Source organism: Azospirillum oleiclasticum, from assembly GCF_013423485.1.
Classification (GTDB): Bacteria; Pseudomonadota; Alphaproteobacteria; order Azospirillales; family Azospirillaceae; genus Azospirillum; species Azospirillum oleiclasticum.
In genome coordinates, this window is the sequence record NZ_JABFFR010000033.1 from 1 (window position 1) to 18,547 (window position 18,547).

18 protein-coding genes are annotated in these 18,547 nt (G+C 66.8%); 7 read left to right on the forward strand and 11 right to left on the reverse strand.

What is annotated here, in order from left to right; translation table 11 throughout:
- Both HL658_RS27635 and HL658_RS27640 read right to left on the reverse strand, forming a co-directional pair.
- A partial coding sequence (locus tag HL658_RS27635) for a PAS domain-containing protein (protein ID WP_246337958.1) occupies positions 1-745 on the reverse strand: 745 nt, incomplete at its 3' end.
- Positions 746-1,094: 349 nt separating this feature from the next.
- On the reverse strand, positions 1,095-2,045 hold the full coding sequence (locus HL658_RS27640) for an aldo/keto reductase (RefSeq protein WP_180285719.1): 951 nt from the start codon (positions 2,043-2,045) through the stop codon (positions 1,095-1,097).
- 134 nt (positions 2,046-2,179) lie between these two features.
- Between HL658_RS27640 and HL658_RS27645 the strand changes: the two genes are divergently transcribed.
- Positions 2,180-3,205: an LLM class flavin-dependent oxidoreductase gene (locus HL658_RS27645; protein ID WP_180285718.1), complete on the forward strand. Its 1,026-nt coding sequence runs from the start codon at positions 2,180-2,182 to the stop codon at positions 3,203-3,205.
- A 127-nt stretch (positions 3,206-3,332) separates the two neighbouring features.
- Here HL658_RS27645 and HL658_RS27650 read toward each other — a convergent pair whose 3' ends face one another.
- The 3 genes from HL658_RS27650 to HL658_RS27660 form a co-directional block, all read right to left on the reverse strand.
- The gene (locus tag HL658_RS27650; protein WP_180285717.1) at positions 3,333-4,181 is read right to left on the reverse strand and encodes a ParB/RepB/Spo0J family partition protein; all 849 of its coding nucleotides are present in this window, start codon (positions 4,179-4,181) and stop codon (positions 3,333-3,335) included.
- The gene (locus HL658_RS27655) at positions 4,171-5,193 is read right to left on the reverse strand and encodes an AAA family ATPase (protein WP_180285716.1); all 1,023 of its coding nucleotides are present in this window, start codon (positions 5,191-5,193) and stop codon (positions 4,171-4,173) included. The genes HL658_RS27650 and HL658_RS27655 overlap by 11 nt, the downstream gene beginning before the upstream one ends.
- Before the next feature lie 114 nt (positions 5,194-5,307).
- Complete coding sequence (locus HL658_RS27660; RefSeq protein WP_180285715.1) at positions 5,308-5,844, reverse strand: winged helix-turn-helix transcriptional regulator; 537 nt, start codon at positions 5,842-5,844, stop codon at positions 5,308-5,310.
- Between the two features lie 103 nt (positions 5,845-5,947).
- Between HL658_RS27660 and HL658_RS27665 the strand changes: the two genes are divergently transcribed.
- From HL658_RS27665 to HL658_RS27690, 6 genes are all read left to right on the forward strand, one after another.
- Positions 5,948-6,601 (forward strand): glutathione S-transferase family protein, encoded by a 654-nt coding sequence (locus HL658_RS27665; RefSeq protein ID WP_180285714.1) that lies wholly within the window; start codon positions 5,948-5,950, stop codon positions 6,599-6,601.
- 304 nt (positions 6,602-6,905) lie between these two features.
- Positions 6,906-7,838, forward strand: coding sequence for a replication protein RepA (locus tag HL658_RS27670; protein ID WP_180285713.1), 933 nt, complete (start codon positions 6,906-6,908; stop codon positions 7,836-7,838).
- 77 nt (positions 7,839-7,915) lie between these two features.
- The gene (locus HL658_RS27675) at positions 7,916-8,185 is read left to right on the forward strand and encodes a hypothetical protein (protein ID WP_180285712.1); all 270 of its coding nucleotides are present in this window, start codon (positions 7,916-7,918) and stop codon (positions 8,183-8,185) included.
- 59 nt (positions 8,186-8,244) lie between these two features.
- Positions 8,245-9,663 carry an alanine/glycine:cation symporter family protein gene (locus HL658_RS27680; protein WP_180285711.1) on the forward strand — a complete coding sequence of 473 codons (1,419 nt, stop codon included), beginning with the start codon at positions 8,245-8,247 and terminating at the stop codon, positions 9,661-9,663.
- Positions 9,664-9,760: 97 nt separating this feature from the next.
- Entirely contained in the window at positions 9,761-10,279 is a 519-nt protein-coding gene (locus tag HL658_RS27685) for an RNA polymerase sigma factor (RefSeq protein WP_180285710.1), read from the forward strand.
- A complete protein-coding gene (locus HL658_RS27690; RefSeq protein WP_180285709.1) occupies positions 10,280-11,062 on the forward strand; it encodes an anti-sigma factor family protein in 783 nt (260 codons plus the stop codon). It abuts the gene before it with no gap.
- A 4-nt stretch (positions 11,063-11,066) separates the two neighbouring features.
- Here HL658_RS27690 and HL658_RS27695 read toward each other — a convergent pair whose 3' ends face one another.
- The 6 genes from HL658_RS27695 to HL658_RS27720 all read right to left on the reverse strand — a co-directional run bounded on the left by HL658_RS27695 (position 11,067) and on the right by HL658_RS27720 (position 18,189).
- Positions 11,067-11,579, reverse strand: a complete 513-nt coding sequence (locus HL658_RS27695) for an OsmC family protein (RefSeq protein WP_180285708.1) — start codon at positions 11,577-11,579, stop codon at positions 11,067-11,069.
- Between the two features lie 32 nt (positions 11,580-11,611).
- Entirely contained in the window at positions 11,612-12,409 is a 798-nt protein-coding gene (locus tag HL658_RS27700) for an ABC transporter ATP-binding protein (protein WP_196242385.1), read from the reverse strand.
- On the reverse strand, positions 12,387-13,226 hold the full coding sequence (locus tag HL658_RS27705; protein ID WP_180285706.1) for an ABC transporter permease: 840 nt from the start codon (positions 13,224-13,226) through the stop codon (positions 12,387-12,389). Before HL658_RS27705 ends, HL658_RS27700 begins: the two co-directional genes overlap by 23 nt.
- 7 nt (positions 13,227-13,233) lie before the next feature.
- Entirely contained in the window at positions 13,234-14,220 is a 987-nt protein-coding gene (locus HL658_RS27710; RefSeq protein ID WP_180285705.1) for an aliphatic sulfonate ABC transporter substrate-binding protein, read from the reverse strand.
- Between the two features lie 297 nt (positions 14,221-14,517).
- Positions 14,518-15,243, reverse strand: coding sequence for a substrate-binding periplasmic protein (locus tag HL658_RS27715; RefSeq protein WP_180285704.1), 726 nt, complete (start codon positions 15,241-15,243; stop codon positions 14,518-14,520).
- A 444-nt stretch (positions 15,244-15,687) separates the two neighbouring features.
- Positions 15,688-18,189, reverse strand: a complete 2,502-nt coding sequence (locus HL658_RS27720; protein ID WP_246337979.1) for a carbohydrate-binding domain-containing protein — start codon at positions 18,187-18,189, stop codon at positions 15,688-15,690.
- Positions 18,190-18,547 lie beyond the last annotated feature (358 nt).

The following is an 18,547-nucleotide window of genomic DNA, read 5'->3' on the forward strand; positions in this document are numbered from 1 at the left end:
CAAGCCGGTATGAACTTTCCGGACAGACTCTCAGCAACCGCATCTGATCCGTCACGTCCGACGCGTATTTGACCACCTTCGTGATCGTGCCGTTCTCGTCGAAGATCGGGTTGTAGGAACCTTCGATCCAGACCGTCCGGCCGTTCTTGCCGACCCGCTTGAACTGTGCCGCCTGGTATTCACCACGGCGCAGGCGATCCCAGAACTCCCTGTACTCGCGGCTTTCGCGGTACTCAGGCTCGACGAACATGCTGTGGTGCCGGCCCTGGACCTCGGCCAGCGAATACCCCATCGAGCGCAGGAAATTGTCGTTGGCGGTCAGGATCGTCCCGTCCGGTTTGAATTCGATCACCGCCTGCGACCGGCCGATGGCCGTGAACTGGGCGGCATAGTCGTGGTTGAGCAGACGTTCGCGGGCATCGGCCCACTCCACGACGAAGCCATTGCGGCGCTGCCCATCCTTGATCGGGGTGACGAGCAGGTCGAACACGCGGCTGCCCACCCGAATGGTGGCGCGGTGCGGCCGATCCAGCGCCGCCAGCATGGCGCGCTGGTGCGCCGGGTTCTTATGGAACACATCGATGCTGCTGCCGACGAGGGTGGCGACGCTGAAGTGGGGCAGCTCCTTGCGAAGCTCGGCCTCCGCCTCCTTCATCAGGGCGGCGGTGGAAGGGTTTATGTAGGTGATCACCATATCCTTGTCGGCGATCATCACATTGGTCCGCAACGCGTCAAGCGCCGCCAAGCGTGCCGCCTCCGCACCCTTCCTCTTTCTTTGCCCAAACATGTCAGCCGCTCGCCGTTTTCCCGCACCTACGCACAGACATTGCAGGGGACAATCTTTACCGATCCCTAAAGAGAGCCATAAATCTGCTGCCATTCCATTGCTTTTTTTGGGTCATTATATTGTCGATTGCAGAGATGCGCCGACCGGTATTAGAAATTTCGGCCCTTCTCTCTTGTTTTTTTGTTGTCACATGCAAGCCACTTACGGACAGGACGGGAATTGGAAGATGATTTTCTCTGAAACGTTGCGTCAGCGGGGTGGACTGCTCGGCCTTGCCGACACCACGTGACCACGGACGGGCTCAGCATCACGCGCTCGCGCTGTCGAGCCAGCGGACCGCGTCGTCATCGAGCCGCAGACGGGCCGCCGTCGTCAGGTCACGAAGCTGCTCGACGCTGGTGGCGCTGGCGATGGGTGCGGTCAGGCCGGGACGGCCGATCAGCCAGGCGAGTGCCGCCTGTGCCGGCGTGGCCTCGTACCGCCCGGCCACCTCGTCGAGTGCCGCCAGGATGTTGCGGCCGCGGTCGTTCAGGTACTTGCCCACGACACCGCCGCCACGGGTGCTCTTGCCAGCATCGTCCGCCGACCGGTACTTGCCGGTGAGAAAGCCGCTGGCGAGCGAGTAGTAGCTGATCACGCCGATGCCGGCGTCCCGGCACAGAGGTTCCAACCGCGCCTCATAGCCATGCCGGTCGTACAGATTGTATTCGGGCTGCAGGCTTTCATAGCGCGGCAGGCCCGTGCGGGCGCTCGTGTCCAGTGCCTCGCGCAGCCGCTCCGGTGTCAGGTTGGAGGCGCCGATGGCACGCACCTTGCCCTGATCCATCAGATCCTTGTAGGCACCCAACGTGTCCTCGAACGGCGTTTCGGGATCGTCCCAGTGAGACTGGTACAGATCAATCACATCGGTCTGGAGCCGACGCAGGGAGTCCTCCACCGCCCGTCGGATGTAAACGGGGGAGAGACCCTTGCGGCCCGGCCCCATCTCCGATCCGACCTTCGTCGCGATGACCACCTTGTCGCGGCTGCCCCGGCTCTTCAGCCAGGTGCCGATGATCGTTTCCGACTCGCCGCCCTGGTTCCCCGGTGCCCAGCGGGAATAGGCATCGGCGGTGTCGATGAAGTTGAACCCCTCATCCAGGAAAGCGTCCAGGAGCCGGTGGGAGGTCGCCTCGTCGGCGGTCCAACCGAACACATTGCCGCCGAAGCAGAGGGGGGCCACACTCAGGCCGGATCGTCCCAGTTGACGCTGTTCCATCACGCTGATCTCCGTTCGGGTCCCGAAATGTTGACAGGTGCCATGCGCGGCCATGGCCGTGCACCGCGGCATCGTCAGACACATATGCATCGTTCGACACTGGCCCCAAGACCGCCATAGGGGATACAAAGCCGATGACGAGCCTCGCCGACACACCCGTTTCGGTCCTCGACCTATCGCCGCTGGTTGAGGGCGGCACACCCGCCGACTCCTACCGCAACACACGGGATTTGGCGCAGCATGCGGAGCGCTGGGGCTTCAACCGCTATTGGCTGGCCGAGCACCACAATCTGCCGGGTGTGGCGAGTTCCGCCACCGCGGTGCTGATCGGCCATGTTGCGGCCGCCACCAGCCGCATCCGCGTGGGCTCTGGCGGGGTGATGCTGCCGAACCACGCGCCGCTGATCGTGGCGGAACAGTTCGGCACGCTGGAATCCCTGTTTCCCGGACGCATCGACCTGGGTCTTGGACGCGCGCCGGGTACCGATCAGGTCACCGCCTATGCGCTGCGCCGTGACCTCGGCACCACGGGGGACGAGTTTCCGGAGCTGCTGACGGAGCTGCGCGGGTTCCTGCAACCGGCAACAGCCGGGCAGGGTGTCGTCGCCATTCCCGGAGCGGGGCTGGACATACCCATCTGGCTGCTGGGCTCCGGCGGCTTCAGCGCCCAGCTTGCCGGCCGGCTCGGCCTTCCCTTCTCCTTTGCACGCCAGTTCTCGCCGGGCAACACGCTGCCGGCGCTCGACCTGTATCGCCGCGCCTTCCGGGCCGTGGGGTCGCTCACGGCCCCCTACGCCATGGTCGGCATCAACGTGGTGGCCGCGGATACCGATGCGGAGGCGTGGCGGCTCTTCACCACCCACCAGCAGAGCTTCCTGAATCTCGCGCGCGGTCGCCCCAGCCGCCTGCCGCCGCCGGTGGACAGCATGGACGCGGTGTGGTCCGAACGCGAGAAGCGGGAGGTGGCGAGCCGGCTGGCGGGCTCAATCGTCGGCAGCCCCCGGACCGTCCGCGCCGGTCTGGAAGCGCTGCTGACTGAAACTGACGCGAATGAACTGATGATCAACGCCATGATCTTCGACCATCGGGCGCGGCTGCGGTCCTACGAGATTGTCGGAGAGATCATGGCCGCAGCACGGACAGGGGATGTGGCATCTTGAGAGGCGGTCCCACGCTGTCGCGCGACAGCGTGGGACCGCGCGCTTGCGACGTCGAAAGCGTTCTAGGATTGAGCAATTCAGGCGTTAGTTCTATTTTTGATTGCTCCCGACGTCGCAAGTCCGGCGATCACCCCAACAACTCGTCGATTTCACGGCGGAGCGCGCGCAAGCGCTCCCGATGCTCCTCCGCCATGTTGTCCTTGAGCTGCCGCATGGCCGCCACGTCCTTGCCGATGCGGGCGAGACTGATGCCCAGCAGGCGCATCGGTTCGACCGTGGGCCGCAGCCGCGGCTTGGAGGCGCGCACCTCCTTCACCGTCATGCCCTGCCGGGCCTTCGCCCACAGGGTGCGCTGCTCGGCCTGCCCTTCGACCGAGGCGATCTCGTACAGCACCGATTTGCTGACGGCACCGGGCTCACGCTGATACTGCTCGATGACGTCCGCCGGCAGGCTTAGCACACTGAGGCGACGCGAGGTATCGGTGTCCGACAGGCCGACGACGGCGCCCGCCTCCGCCTGCGTGTAGCCGTGCGCCTGGATGAGGCGTTCCAACCCGCGTGCCAGGTCGACGGCGTCGAGATCCACGCGCTGTACATTCTCGATCAGCGCGATCTCGTCGGCGCGGCCCTTTGTGATGATGGCGGCGATGGTGCGGCGACCGAGCATCTGATGCGCGCGCAGCCGACGCTCACCGGCCACCAACCGGTAGCGGCCCTTCTCTTCGGTGCTTTGCACGAGGATGGGCTGCTGCAGCCCGTGCGTCTCGATCGACGCCGCCAGCGAGCGCAACGACTCCTCGTCGAAGACGGTGCGGGGCTGGTCCGGATTGACGGCGATGGCATCCAGATCGACCTCGACCAACCGCGGCAGCACGCCGGACAGGCCGAACATGCGGTCGGTCTCGCTGGCGCCACCGGTCTCCTTGGCCTGGAGCACGTTGGCGACGGTGCTGCGGGTCAGCTTCCTAGGCGGCATGGACGGTCTCCGTCAGTCGGCCGGTGGCCTTCAGAAGGGCGGCGGCGATGGCGGCGTAGCTCTCGGCACCCGGCGCTCCGATGTCGGCGTCCAGCGTGATCACGTTGGCCCCCGCGGCCTGGGCGTAGATCGTGGCGCGCGGCACCGGCGGGAAGACGGTGTTCTCCGCACCCCACAGGCGGGTGATGTCGTCCATGGACGACCGGTCCTGCGACAGCCGCCCGTTGAACATGGTGGGCAGGATGCCCAGCACCTCAAGCCGCGGGTTCAGGCGCCGGCGGATCTTGGCGACGGTCTCCAGGAAGGCGGACACACCGAGAATCGCGTGCGGCTCCGTCTGGCAGGGCACCAGCACAAAATCCGCAGCGGTCAGCGCGTTGATCGTAACGGCGCCCAGATTGGGCGCGCAGTCGATGACGATGAAGTCGTAGCCCGTGCGCACCGGGTCCAGCATCTCCGCAAGCGCCGTCTGCGCGTTGGTCAGATTGCCGGGCAGTTCGGTGTCCGCGCTCGCCAGCGCGATGCTGGAGGGGACGAGGTCCAGCCCGCCGACGCTGGTGTTCCGGATCACGTCGGTGAGCGCCGCCTTGCCCATGAGCGCGTGGTAGAGGACGCGACCGCTGTTGGTCAGCTCCACCACCTCCGCCTGCCCGACCCCGACATGGGTGGTGGCGTTGCCCTGTGGATCGGCGTCCACCAGCAGCACGCGGCTGCCGGTGCGGGCGAGCACATAGGCGATGTTGATGCTGGTCGCCGTCTTGGCGGTGCCGCCCTTCTGGAGCCCGACCGCCACCGTCACGCCGCGGCGCGGCGGCTCCGTCGGTGTCTGCTCGATGGACAGCAGCAGCAGCCGGCCGAGGATCTCGCGCGGAATGACCTCCTTGCCGGTCTCCCACTTGCTCAGCCGCTGCTTGTCGTATTTCCGCCCGGTCATCTCATTGACCAGAGCCGCCATCTGGCTCTGGGTCAGGCCGCGCCGCTCGCGCAGCATCCGCAAATCCTCGCCGGTCACCGCCCCCTCCACGGTCGTAAGTAGCGGATACGCTACCAAGTCGATACGACCGTCGCAACGGCTATCTACCGCGGTGCCGTGACGCGGGGAGGGGGCAAGACGGCTCTGCGTCCGTTACCGCGCCTCATCGCAAGACTCCACACCCTCATGGTTGGCCGTCCGTTCCTGCTCCGCCACCACCGCTTCGTAGGCGCGCTGCAATCCGGCCAGGACGGACGGGCCGGAGGGCGAGTCACCCAGATGGATGCTGCGCAATTCCGCCATCAGCCGTCCCCACAGAGGCGGGCCACCCTCCTCCAGTATCTGCGCGCGGATGGACAGCTCCGGCGTTGCCGGTGTGTGGCGGCGGCCCCAGGCGGCTATCTGCACCAGCAGAGGCACCAGCTCGATGGCCGGCGCGGTCAGGCTGTAGATCGCCTTCTGCTGGTGGGTGGGATCGTCGCTGCGTGTCAGCAGCCCGGCGGCGAGGAGCCGTTTCAGCCGGTCCGCCAGGATGTTGGAGGCGATCCGCTCCTCCGACCGGGTCAGCAGCTCGCGGTAATGCCGCCGGTTGCCGAACATGACATCCCGGATGACGATCAGGCTCCAACGGTCGCCGAGCGTCTCCAGCGTCAGGTTGATCGGACACCCGGAGCGGTGCGCGTTGTCCATGCCAGCACCATCCATCATCGAACCGGTTGCAAATTAGGACCGGTTCCTGCACGCTTCAACCGCTTGCATTGCGCAATCGGTATAGGGAAGGGGAGGAACGAGCTTGGAACCCACGCTGTTTGGCCATCCATTCGCGGCCTATTGCCAAAAGGTCCTGATCGCCTTCTACGAGGCCGAGGCACCCTTCCGCTTCCGCGTCCTGACCGATCCGGACACGGCGGCGGAGTTCCGGTCGCTGTGGCCGGTGCAACGCATGCCGATCCTGATCGAGGACGGCCGCACGTTGATGGAGTCCACGGTGATCATCGAGCATCTGGCGCTGACGCGCCCGGCCGCCCGACCGCTGCTTCCGGCGGATCCGCATGACGCGTTGGCGGTGCGAACGATGGACCGGATCTTCGACAACTACATCATGACCCCGATGCAGGCGATCGTCTTCGACCGACTGCGCGAGGAGGGCAACCGCGATCCCTATGGCGTGGCGCAGGCACGACGCCTGCTCGACACCACCTACGCCTGGCTGGACGACACCCTCGCCGGGAAGAGTTGGGCGGCAGGGGAGGGGTTCAGCCTTGCCGACTGCGCCGCGGCACCGTCGCTGTTCTACGCCGACTGGGTGCATCCGATCGATCCCGGCCTGGAACGCCTGCGCGGCTATCGCCAACGCCTGCTGGAACGCTCGTCCTTCGCCCACGTGGTGGACGAGGCGCGGCCATACCGCACGCTGTTCCCAGGCGGTGCGCCCGATCGCGACTGACCGCCACGGGGCAAGCCCATCGCAAGACTCCACGCCGTCCCGAGTCTCTCGCCGATTCGCGTGGAGTCTTGCGATAGCGCCCCTCCGCCGGCCCATGTCCACAAGGGCGGACGTGGCATCTGGCGATGGAAGCTTGGTATCCTGCGATGGCGGAAGCGAGTCGGGAGCGCTTTCCCCGTGGCATCTGGCGAGCAAGCAACTAGAAAGAATCCAACTAACCATCCACTAGCACGCTCGCAAGATTCCAAGTGGACGCCCCCGTCATCTTCCGACACCATCGCCGCGACGATGGGAGATCGCAGCGATGGCAAACATCCACCAGCTGATCGTGCAGCACGGACACCGGCAGGCCCGAGACATGGTCGGCGCTGATGAACGGCGCTATGTCGACCTTGCGGCGGAATGGCTTGCCAACGAGAATCAGGGGCTGGGTATTACCTATTCCGGCTTCTGCCTCACCTGTCTGCCTCACAAGAAGCTTCCCGACGACCAGCATTGGGAACGGCCGGGACCCAAGGTGACGCTGCTCGTCGAGCCCGGACGACTGCGCGACCAGGACGGCAAGACCAAGCTCTACGGCGTTCCCTATGGCTCCCGGGCCCGGCTGATCCTGCTTTATCTCCAGACCCGTGCGGTGCAGTCCGGCAGCCCAGAGGTGGAGCTCGGCCGGTCCATGCGCGACTGGATGAGCCGAATGGGCGTGCCGATCGGTGGCACCAGCTACCGAGAGGTGCGCGACCAGGCCAACCGCATCTCCGCCTGCCATCTGACCTTCCTGTGGGATTCGGAGAAGCAGACCAAGTTCGCCAAGGACAGCATCGTCGACGGTGGCATCCAGCTCTATGAAACCGACGATGACCAGCAGCTTCGGCTGTGGGTCGACACCGTACGGCTCAGTGATCGCTTCTTCAAGGCACTGCGCGAGCACCCTGTGCCGGTGTCGGAGGCGGCGATCAAGCTGATCTCCAACCAGTCGCTGTCGCTCGACGTCTACATCTGGCTCGCCTACCGCCTGCATGTCCTGCAGAAGCCGACGGCGGTGTCCTGGCTGTCGCTGCACCAGCAGTTCGGCTTCGCCTACAAGAACGTCTTCCACTTCAAGCCGCGCTTCATCGAGGCCTTGAAAATGGCGACCATGGTCTATGAGCAGGCACGGGTCGAGGTGGACCAGTCCGGCGTGGTCCTGCACCCCTCGGCCCCGCCGGTCCCGGAACGGAGCATTGGCATCTTGCGATAGGCGTCCATCGCAGGATGCCACAGGAGCGGAAGGCGGAGACGGCTGACCGAGATTGAACCAGAAGGGCCGGAGGTCGGTTGTACCGGGTGATCGCCGATCGGCTCCATCCGTACCCCATGAGCCCTCCCGAATCGATTGAGGCCAAGCCCGACACGCCTCAGCCCGACAGTGCCGACCAGCGCACCCAGCTGCGCTGCCCACCGCACCGTTTTCGCTGCCGAACCGGCTTGGCGGGTCTGGCCAGCGGGGTGGGGTCCAAGAAGCTGTTGGAAGGCGTGGTGCCGGTGTGGGTGATCTGGGCGGTGGATGGCTTTTTGAAGCGCGACCGGAGCCGTTGCAGGCGCTGATGCGTTGCCTCCGGTGTGGCGGCGATCCCGCCCGCCCTGGCATACGCGCGAGGTGACGAATGGACGCGATCATCGATTTCCTGAACACCGTCTTCTGGGGCTACGTCCTGATCTACGGGCTGCTGGCCGTGGGGGTGTACTTCACCATCCGCCTGAAGCTGCTGCAGATCATCCACTTCCCGGAGATGATCCGGGCGGTGCTCGGCTCCAGAACGACAGACAGGGCCGGCATCACGCCTTTCCAGGCGCTGTGCACCAGCCTCGCGTCGCGCGTCGGCACCGGCAACATCGCCGGTGTGGCCGTGGCGCTGCATCTCGGCGGACCGGGGGCGATCTTCTGGATGTGGGTGGTGGCGGTGCTCGGCATGGCGACGGCCTTCGCCGAGAGCACGCTCGCCCAGCTCTACAAGGTGCGGGACGAGGAGGGGCGCTACCGCGGCGGTCCGGCCTTCTACATGGCGAAGGGGCTGAAGGCGCGTTGGGCCGGGGTGCTGTTCTCGGTGTGCCTGATCGTGACGTTCGGGCTCGCCTTCAACGCGGTGCAGGCCAACTCCATCGCCGATGCCATGGACGGGGCGTTCGGCGCATCGAAGCTGTGGACCGGGGTGGTGCTGGCGGCGCTCTCCGGCGTCATCATCTTCGGCGGCATTCCGACCATCGCGCGGGTGGCGGAAGTCGTCGTACCGTTCATGGCCGTCGCATATCTTTCCGTGGCGTTGTACGCCGTCGCCGTGAACATCGCGGAGGTGCCGGGGCTGTTGGCGACGATCGTCGGCAGCGCGTTCGGGTTCGGATCGGCGGCCGGCGGCGTTGCCGGGTCCGTCACCGCGGCGATGCTGAATGGGGTGAAGCGCGGTCTCTTCTCCAACGAGGCCGGCATGGGATCGGCCCCGAACATCGCCGCGGTCGCCGCACCCGACCCGCACCACCCGGTCAGCCAGGGTTTCGTGCAGTCGCTCGGTGTGTTCATCGACACGCTGCTGATCTGCACCGCGACGGCGCTGCTGATCCTGCTGTCGGGCCAGCTCGACCCGGCGTCGGACCTGACGGGCACCCAGCTCACCCAGGCGGCGATGGAGCACCACATCGGCTGGGCGGGTCCGTATTTCGTGGCGCTCGCCATCTTCTTCTTCGCCTTCACCTCGATCATCGGCAACTACGCCTACGCCGAGAACGCGCTGATGTTCCTGGGTGTCGGCGGCCGGAGCGGCCGGATGGTGCTTCGCCTCGGCGTGCTGCTGATGGTCGTGTGGGGCGCACACGAGTCCCTCGCCACCGTCTTCAACGCCGCCGACGCCTCCATGGGGCTGATGGCGACGGTTAATCTGGTGGCCATCCTGGCGTTGTCCGGCCTCGTCGCCCGGCTGACCCGCGACTATCTGGACCAGCGACGCGCCGGGCGCAGCCCGGTCTTCCTCGCGAGCACGATGCCGGAGCTGAAAGGGCAGATCGATCAGGAGATCTGGAGCCGGCCCTGACGGCGCATGATTTTACCGCCGTCGTGGAATATGCGGCGCCGGTCGGCGTCTACCCGTCATATCCTGATGTTGCGGACGGGGGGACGGGCGGCGGAACATGGATGGGGCGGCACCGACGGCGGGTGAGATCGCGGCGATGGTCCCGCGGCTGCGGCGTTACGCCGTGGCGCTGGTGGGCTCCATCCCGGATGCCGACGACCTCGTCCAGGACGTGATGGAACGCGCGCTGGCGAGCCGGGAGGCGCTGCGCGACCCGTCCCGCCTCTACGCGTGGCTGCTGGCGATCCTGCACAACCTGCACGCAAGCGGCCACCGTCGACGGCGCCGCCGCGGGCCGGAGGTGCCGGTCGAGGATCTGGCCGACGCGCTGGCGCTCAGCACCGCGCCGACCGACCGCTCGGCGGTGCGCGATCTGGTGCGCGCCATGGCCCGGCTGCCGGAGGACCAGCGGCGGATCCTGCTGCTCAGCGCGCTGGAGGGGTTGAGTTACCGGGACCTGTCGGAGGTGCTGGAGATACCCATGGGAACGGTCATGTCCCGCCTCGCCCGCGCCCGCGAACGGCTGCGGGTGATGATGGAGGGGGGCGAGCAGCAGGTGGTTCGGAGGATCCGGTAGATGACTGCGTCGGACAACGACTTCGACGACGGCAGCGACGGCCCGGTCACGGAGGCGGAGTTGCACGCCTGGATGGATGGCGAGCTGCCCCCCGGCCGGCGCGCCGCCGTGGAGCGCCATCTGGCCGGGCATCCGGAGGACGCCGCAAGGTTGGGGAGCTACCGTCGCGCGGCGGATCTGATCGCCGACGCCTACGCCCCGCTGGCGACGATGCCCGCGCCCGAGGCGCCGCGCCGCCCAAAGTGGAGCTGGCGGCCGGCCGCCGCGGCGGCGGCGGCGCTGCTGCTGTTCGTGGCCGGCGGGGCGACCGGCTGGGCGGTTCGCGGCGGCGGCCCCGCGGCCGTGGTCGACTCCAACACCCAGGTGGCTCGCGAGGCGGCGGCGGCGCACAGCGTTTTCGCCACCGAGGTGCGGCACCCGGTGGAGGTGGCGGCCGACCAGGAGACCCACCTCGTCACCTGGCTGTCGCGGCGGCTGGGCGAAAAGCTGACGGCACCCCAACTGGCGCCGCTGGGGTTCGAGCTGATGGGCGGGCGTCTGCTGTCGGTGGAGCAGGGGCCGGCGGCCCAACTCATGTACCAGGACCGCAACGGGCGGCGGCTGACCGTCTATCTGCGCCGCTGCCCGGTGTCGTCCGACACCGCCTTCCGCATCGCGGAGGTCGGGCGGGTGACCGCGCTCTACTGGCACGAGCGCGGCGTGACCTGGGCGATTGCCGGCGATGTGGACCGCGGCCTGCTGCAGGACGCCGCGCACCGGGTGTACGCGGCGTTCAACTCCTGAGCGCTCAGCCCCGCGCCGTCTCGATCGCCAGCGTCAGCGGCGGCGGATTGGCCAGCGTCTGGTAGACGACGCAGTAACGCTCGGTCAGCTTGGTCAGCAGGGCGATGCGCTCCTCCGGCTCGTCGGTCTCGAGGTCGAAACGCAGGCGGATGGAGCGGAAGCCGACCGGCGCGTCCTTCGCCACGCCCAGCGTGCCGCGGAAATCCAGATCACCCTCGGCCGAGACGCTGCCACCGTTCAGGCGGAACTCCAGAGCGGTGGCGACGGCTTTCAGCGTCACGCCGGCGCAAGCCACCAGCGCCTCCAGCAGCATGTCGCCGGAGCAGGCCTGGGTGCCGGTGCCGCCGGTGGCCGGGTGCAGGCCCGCTTCCACCAGCGCGCGGCCGGTGTCCACCTTGCAGGCGATGCCCTCCGCCAGGTCGCCCTTGGCGCGCAGGGTCACCACGGCCGAGTCCGGATCCTGCTTGTACTGGTCCTTCAGCGGTGCCTGGATGGCCTTGAGCTGCTGGACGTCCATACCTGTTTCCTCCCCTTATCCTATGCCCGTCGTCAGATGGCGGCGGCGGGGAAGGCCTCCTCGCCGCGCCGGTGGTCGCGGAAGGAGCGGCTCAGCTCCCCCAGCAGCCGGTGTTTCCAGTCCTCGAACAGCGGGTCGGTCCGCTCGCGCGGCCGGGGCAGCGCGGGCGTCGCGACGGTCTGGATGCGTCCGGGACCGGGCTGCATCACCACGACACGGTCGGACAGCACCAGCGCCTCCTCGATGTCGTGGGTCACCAGCACCATGGTCGGCCGTTCGTACGACCACAGCTCCAGCAGGTGATCCTGCAGGTCGTAGCGTGTCAAGGCGTCCAGCGCGCTGAAGGGCTCGTCCAACAGCAACACGGACGGCCGCCCGACCAGCGCGCGGGCAAGGGCGGCGCGCTGCGCCATGCCACCCGACAGCTCGCGCGGCCAGCAGCGGGCGAAGTCGGCCAAGCCGACACGCTGCAGCGCCTCGTCCACCCGCGCCGTCTGCTCGGTCTTGGGCAGGTGGCGGATGCCGAAGGCGACGTTGTCCCGGATGGACAGCCAGGGCATCAGCCGCGGCTCCTGGAAGACGAAGCCGATCTCCTCCCGCGGGCTGGCGATGTCGGTGCCGTTCAGGGTTACGCGCCCGGCGGTCGGCGGCTCCAGACCGGACAGCACGCGCAGCAGCGTGCTCTTGCCGCAGCCCGACCCGCCGACCACGCCCAGGATCTCGCCGGGCCGCACCCGCAGCTCGATCCCGGACAGCGCCAGCAGGCCGTTGGGGTAGCGCTTGGACAGGTTTTCGACCGTCAGCACGTCACGCCTCCGTCTTGAAACCATCCTGCCAGCGCAGCAGGGGCCGGGAGGCGGCGGCCAGCAGGCCGTCGGTGATCTTGCCCAGCACCGCGAAGCCGAGGATGGCGGCCAGGATGGTGGCGGGGTTGCCGGTCATCTGCCCGTCCACCAGCAGGAAGCCCAGCCCCTCGCTGGCGCCCATGAACTCCGCCGCCACCACGAACATCCAGCCGAGCCCCAGCCCGGCGCGCAGCGCCAGCACATAGCTGGGCAGGGTGGCCGGCAGCAGCACCCGCCACACGAGTTGCGGCCCGGAGAGCCGGAACATACGCCCGACCTCCACCAGCTTGCGGTCGACGTCCATGATGGCGCCGGACAGCGCCAGATAGATCGGGAAGAAGACGCCGACCGCGATCAGGATCACCTTCGACGTCTCGAAGATGCCGAACCACAGGATGAACAGCGGCACCCAGGCGATGGAGGGGATGCTGCGCAGCGCCTGGAGCGTCGGGTCGAACAGCCGGCGGGCGACGGTCAGGTATCCCGTCAACGCCCCCAGCAGCGTGCCCGCCAGCACCCCACACAGGAAGCCGGCCCCCACCCGCCACAGCGTCGCCAGCACATGGGTGACCAGATCGCCCGATGCGTACAGGGCGTACAGGGTGGCGAGCACACGGCTCGGCGGGGGCAGCAGGCGGCCATCGCCCCAACCGGTGGCGACCGCCGCCTCCCATCCCAGCGCCAGCACCGCCGGGACGATCAGCCCGACGGCGCGGCCCAGTCCCGGACGCCGGCGAGGACCGCCCGCCAGGGAGGGGAGGGCGTCCGCCGTCGGCTCGTAAAGGCGTTCCGTGGCGGTCATGGTCCGCTCACTGCCCCAGCGCCTTGGTGAAGGAGGCATCGAACAGGCTGGCCGCGACCGCTTTCACATCGACAGTGGCGGCGAGCACGCCCGCCTCCTGCAGCGCCAGCCCCGCCTCGATGATCGTGCGCTCCTGAGCCGGGCCAATGGCGGCGTGGGTCAGGTCGGTGCGTTCGAGCTGGCGGGCGATGACGGTGTCCGGCTGCTTGGCCGCGGCGGCCAGGATCTTGCGCAGCTCCGCCGGGTTGGCCAGCGCGTGCTTGCGGGCGCGCTCGTAGACGGCGAGGACGCGGGTCACCAGGGCCGGATTCTCGGCCGCGAAGGCCTCGCGCACGTTCAGGATGCCCCAGGTGTTGGCATCGGGGTTGCGGTAGAACAGCTTGGCGCCGTTCTCCAGCTCCGCCTGCGCCATCATCGGGTCGAGGCCCGCCCAGGCGTCCACGTCGCCCTTCTCCAGCGCCAGCCGTCCGTCCTGGTGCTGGAGCAGCACCAGCTTGGCGTCCTTGTCGGTCAGCCCGGCCCCGGCGAGCGCGCGGACCAGGAAGATGTGCGGGTCGGTGCCGCGGGTGACGGCGATGCGCTTGCCCTTCAGGTCGGCGACCTTGGTGATGCCGCTGTCCCCGCGCGTCACCAGCGCCGTCCATTCCGGCTTGGAGTAGACGTACACCGACTTGATGGGGTTGCCGTTGACCTTCGCCACCAGCGCCGCCGCCCCGGCGGTCGACCCGAAATCGAGGCCGCGGGCGTTGAGGAACTCCAGCGCCTTGTTGGAGCCGAGGCTGAGCACCCAGCGCACGCCGATGCCGTCCTTCTTCAACTCCTCCTCCAGCCAGCCGTTCTCCTTCAGCAGCAGGCTGACCGGGTTGTAGTAGGCGTAGTCGAGCCGGATCTCCGACGGCTTGTCGGCGGCCGAAACGGGGAAGGGCAGGGACGAGGCCAGGGGTGCGGCGACGGCGGCGGCGAGGACGGCGCGGCGCGAGACCTGGAACGACATGCGTAACCTCCTGTGTTCCCGCCCTTTCATTGATGGGCGGGTTGACGTGGACCGGAGGCGGGCAAAAAACACCCGCCACAGCCGTGCGACTGGGCGGGTAGACCCATACGCTTAGCTGAATTTTTTACGCGCCCGCAAGCTGTTGGCTCAAATCGGCGCTGTGGGGTTAGTTTATGTTTTACATGGAGACTCGTCAATCAATGAAAAAACACAAAAAATACTCGTTATAATCGGCGGCGCATGGAATGGATGGAGGGTGCCGGCCCGCCGTACGCGGCGAACCATCGGGGTCCGCAGTCACTCCAGATAGCTGTCGATGATCCGCTGCGCCGTGCCATCGGCGACCAGTGTCAAGACGGCGGTCCGCAGCCTGTCCACGATCAGCGGGTCGCACTTCGGCGAGCAGGCGAGATAGATGTCGTTGGCGTCGATCGGCTTGCCGATCACCAAAGCCTCCGTACGGCCGGACTGCCTCCATTTCCACCGCGTCTCGGGCGTCCCGTTGTACCAGGCGTCGAGACCGTCCGCGCGCAGAAGATCGACCTCCCTCTGGCCGATCCTGACGGAGCGCATCCTGCCGGGCGGGAAGCCGTTGGCCTTGAGGAGCTCCTCCTGCGCGCTGCCCTGACCGACGATGACGCTGTTCAGCTCGGCTTTTGCCTGCTCATAGCTGTCGATGGACTTTCCGATCGCCGCGAAGGTTCTCTCGAGGCGGTAGATCGGCGCGATCCAGGTGTAGTTGGCCTCGCGCGCCGGAGTTCTCGAGAGAGGAATGATCAGTTGGTTCGTCCCTTCGGTCACTTCCTGCTGCCCACGCTTCCACGGAACGAAGACAAACTCGGCCGTGTATCCCGCGCGCTTCATCGCGTCGATGGTGATCTCGGCCACGAAACCGCTTTGCTTCGCATTGTCCATGGTCATCGGCGGCGCATCGACGCTGTAGACTTTCAGCGTCTCGGCGTGGGCGACGCTGGCGGCGGCAGCCGCGGCAAGAGCAAAGAAACCGAGAGCCCGGGTATCCATGAGCCGTTTCCTCCTCTGCCCCGTTGTGGGCGGTGTCCGTTCCTTGTCCTTGATGGTTTGTTGAAGACAATCCCACCGCATGACCGCCGCGGTCTGAAGTCTTCCGACAGGCGGTCACCATTATGAACGCCTGCAAGCGGATTTGCTCCAGCACGGACACTGCACGATGTCTGGTCAATGCTCAACAAATCCCATGAAAATCTAAAGCAAAAGAAGAGCTTCGGTCAACATCAAATATGACAATGGAGTTTCAATTATAAATAAACAATCGTTCTTCATGAGGGTCGTTTTGCGGCCGGAAGAAAGAAAGGCTCGGGTTGGGAGTGATAAGATTCTTTCGGAATGGCCGGCCAGAACTCCCGAAGGGCATGGTGGGGGGCGCGCGACATGCGGGCAGCCCCCCTCCCGCTGTCCGGCGAGGAGAGGGGCCGGCCAGCGGGACCCCTATGCGTCCATTAGATCGAAGTGCAGCACGCCGTTGTGCGGCATCAACTCCGACGAGCCGAGTTTGGTGGTGTAACCGTCCCGCTCGTACAGGGACGCGGCGCCGTCGTAGCTGCGGCCGTTGACCACCACCCGGTCGATGTAGAGGTTGCGGTCGGCCGCCGCGCTTCCGCCGTAGTCGTCGTTCAGGAAGCGGATGTCCAGCGCGTCGGGGGAGCTGTTGCCGGTAACGGTGAAGGTGAACTCCTGCCACCCGTCGTCGCGCTGCGTGCCGACGGCGGTGTCCTTGCCGACCTGCACGCCGTCCACCGTCAGCCGGAACAGGGGGTTGCCGTTCCACGAGTCGGCCGCCGCCCGCACCGTGATGGTGGAACTGCCGGATCCCGTGCCACCCGTCCCGGTGCCGCCGCCGGTGGTGACGCCGGCGAACTGGAAGTCGTCGGCTGCGAACTGCGACACGCGGGTGCCGAGGAACAGCACCGTATCGCCGCCGGGCAGGGTCAGCAGCGTGTCGTCGCCCTTCTGGCTCATCCCCGTCTTCACCTGGGAGAAGGAGGACCAGCCGTAATCCTCCAGCCGTGCCACATCGCCAGACCCGCTGCCGGGGGCGAAATCCTCGATCGTGTCGTGGCCGGTGCCCTTCTGGAAGACGAAGCTGTCCTTGCCGCCACCGCCGATCAGCCAGTCGTCGCCGGCCTTGCCGTTCAGCGTGTCGCCGGAGCCGTTGCTTTCCAGGCGATTGTCGAGGGCGTTGCCGGTGACGGTCTGGGCGTAGCCGCCGATCAGCGCGAGGTTCTCGACGTTGGCCGGCAGGGTGTAGGTCTTCGACCAGCTATCGACGCTGTCGATGCCCTGCCCGGATTTTTCGACGATCACATCCTGCGGGCGGTCGACCACATAGGTGTCGTGGCCCTTGCCGCCGGTCATGGTGTCGGTGCCGCCACCGCCGTTGATGTAGTCGTTGACGTCGCCACCCTTGATCACGTCGTTGCCGCCGCCGCCGGAACGGGAGTACTGGATGGGCGTCGGCGCCTCGGGCGGCTCGTCGGGACGCCAAGCGGGGGCCGGGGCCGGGGGCGAGCCGCCGAAGGCGAAGTCGTCGGCGGCGAAGTCGGCGACCTTGTGGTTGGCGAACACCACGACGTCGCCGCCGGGAAGCGCCAGCACGGTGTCGCCGCCATACTGCTCCAGCGCCGCCTTCACCTGGTCGAAGCTGCGGATGCTGAAGCTGTCCAGCCGCAGCACGTCGCCGCTGCCCGGGCCGGCCTTGAAGTCGGCGATGGTGTCGCGGCCGCCGCCGGGGCGCATGATGAAGGTGTCGTTGCCGACCCCGCCCATCAGCCGGTCGTTCCCCTCGCGGCCGTCCAGCGTGTCGTTGCCGGTGCCGCCGACGATGCGGTTGTCGAGTTCGTTGCCGATACCGGTCTGATTGCCGTTGGACAGCAGGGTCAGGTTCTCGACATGGTCCGGCAGGGTGGTGGTGGCGAGCTTGGAGCGGATCTCGTCCTTGCCCTCGCCGGCGCTCTCGATCACCCGGTCGCCGCTGTTGTCGACATAGTAGGTGTCGTCACCGCCGTAGCCACGCATGCTGTCGGCCCCGGCCTTGCCGTCCAGCCGCTCGCCGCGCGAATTGCCGTAAAGACTGTCGTTGCCGGATCCCCCAAGACGGATGTTCTTGGGCGCACCACCGAACTCGTCCCGGTATTCCGCCCCGGTGGCCGGGTTGTGCCCGTCGCTGAGCTTGCCGGGGAAATCCTGGTAGGAGTTCCAGTAGGTGTGGTACGCGACGTCGTACCGGGCGAACCAGTCCGCCGCCTTCTCGACGTACGCCCCGGCGCCGTCGCTCATCATGCCCCATTCGGAATAGGCGGTCGGCTTGCCGTGCGCGGCGGCGAAGTCCTGGTGCCACTGCAGGCCATAATTCTGCGTGACCATCTTCGACCACGCGTTCTCGGGGTTCTTCGAATCCCAGGCGGTGTTGTAGTAGAAATCCATGCCGATCACATCGACATAGGCGTCACCAGGATAGGCCTTCTCCGGGTTCATGCCGAGGTCGCCGATGTTGGGCGCCCATTCGAACGTGAAGCGGTCGGAGACGGTGCGGAAGGCGTCCACGAATTCACGGAAGGCGCCGACATAGGCCTCCTCCTTGCCCGCGGCCTTCCACGGGAACCATTGTCCGTTGAACTCCCACCCCGTGCGGATGTGGATCTCGCCGTCGGGCTGCGACGCGGCCAGGGACTTGGCGACCTGCTTGTAATACTCATTGTAGGCACCGGTCGCCGCCGTTGCCAGGCTGGCGCCGTTGACCACCAGCGGGACCGACCACAACACTGTCTTGTCGGTGTTGGACCATAGTTTTTCCGCCCAATCCGCACTGCCGACGAAATCCTTCCAGTCGGCACGTCCAATATACCCGAGCACCGCATCCGCGGGCGATTTGAGCCAGGAGTCGAATTTGCTGAGCTCGCTCAGTGAATTGCCGACGTAGACGCCGATCATGGTCACGGGCTGCCCCTCCATGTTGTGCGCGGAAGTCTTGCCGGGAGCCGGTCTTCTTCCGCACCGGGTTCACATCAAATGTCAGATCCGAAATATCGGGTTAACGCACGTTGCGCGTGTGATAGATTTGGGAAAAATGCCGTATTTCTCTGGTACGCGTGCGTTATGTGGTTGAATTCTACCTATTTTCGAAAACGCGTCGACGCCATCATGGTTAATCTTTGGTTGCGTTCTACCGGATGGAGTGGCCGGCGTTCCCGCATAGGCGCAATGGTCTTGTTCGCCTCGTTGAACGCGTGCTACGGTCCGCAGGATCAGCGGAGGCGAGGCTGGAGTCCTGCTTCCCCTGTCAGGGAGC

What these genes read in the sequence shown, in the direction of transcription:
- HL658_RS27720 (WP_246337979.1), bottom strand. Translation starts at nt 18,189, where the DNA reads ATGATCGGCGTCTACGTCGGCAATTCACTGAGCGAGCTCAGCAAATTC.
- HL658_RS27645 (WP_180285718.1), top strand. Translation starts at nt 2,180, where the DNA reads ATGACGAGCCTCGCCGACACACCCGTTTCGGTCCTCGACCTATCGCCG.
- HL658_RS27640 (WP_180285719.1), bottom strand. Translation starts at nt 2,045, where the DNA reads ATGGAACAGCGTCAACTGGGACGATCCGGCCTGAGTGTGGCCCCCCTC.
- HL658_RS27685 (WP_180285710.1), top strand. Translation starts at nt 9,761, where the DNA reads ATGGATGGGGCGGCACCGACGGCGGGTGAGATCGCGGCGATGGTCCCG.
- HL658_RS27715 (WP_180285704.1), bottom strand. Translation starts at nt 15,243, where the DNA reads ATGGATACCCGGGCTCTCGGTTTCTTTGCTCTTGCCGCGGCTGCCGCC.
- HL658_RS27700 (WP_196242385.1), bottom strand. Translation starts at nt 12,409, where the DNA reads ATGGTTTCAAGACGGAGGCGTGACGTGCTGACGGTCGAAAACCTGTCC.
- HL658_RS27660 (WP_180285715.1), bottom strand. Translation starts at nt 5,844, where the DNA reads ATGGACAACGCGCACCGCTCCGGGTGTCCGATCAACCTGACGCTGGAG.
- HL658_RS27710 (WP_180285705.1), bottom strand. Translation starts at nt 14,220, where the DNA reads ATGTCGTTCCAGGTCTCGCGCCGCGCCGTCCTCGCCGCCGCCGTCGCC.
- HL658_RS27705 (WP_180285706.1), bottom strand. Translation starts at nt 13,226, where the DNA reads ATGACCGCCACGGAACGCCTTTACGAGCCGACGGCGGACGCCCTCCCC.
- HL658_RS27690 (WP_180285709.1), top strand. Translation starts at nt 10,280, where the DNA reads ATGACTGCGTCGGACAACGACTTCGACGACGGCAGCGACGGCCCGGTC.
- HL658_RS27680 (WP_180285711.1), top strand. Translation starts at nt 8,245, where the DNA reads ATGGACGCGATCATCGATTTCCTGAACACCGTCTTCTGGGGCTACGTC.
- HL658_RS27670 (WP_180285713.1), top strand. Translation starts at nt 6,906, where the DNA reads ATGGCAAACATCCACCAGCTGATCGTGCAGCACGGACACCGGCAGGCC.
- HL658_RS27650 (WP_180285717.1), bottom strand. Translation starts at nt 4,181, where the DNA reads ATGCCGCCTAGGAAGCTGACCCGCAGCACCGTCGCCAACGTGCTCCAG.
- HL658_RS27695 (WP_180285708.1), bottom strand. Translation starts at nt 11,579, where the DNA reads ATGGACGTCCAGCAGCTCAAGGCCATCCAGGCACCGCTGAAGGACCAG.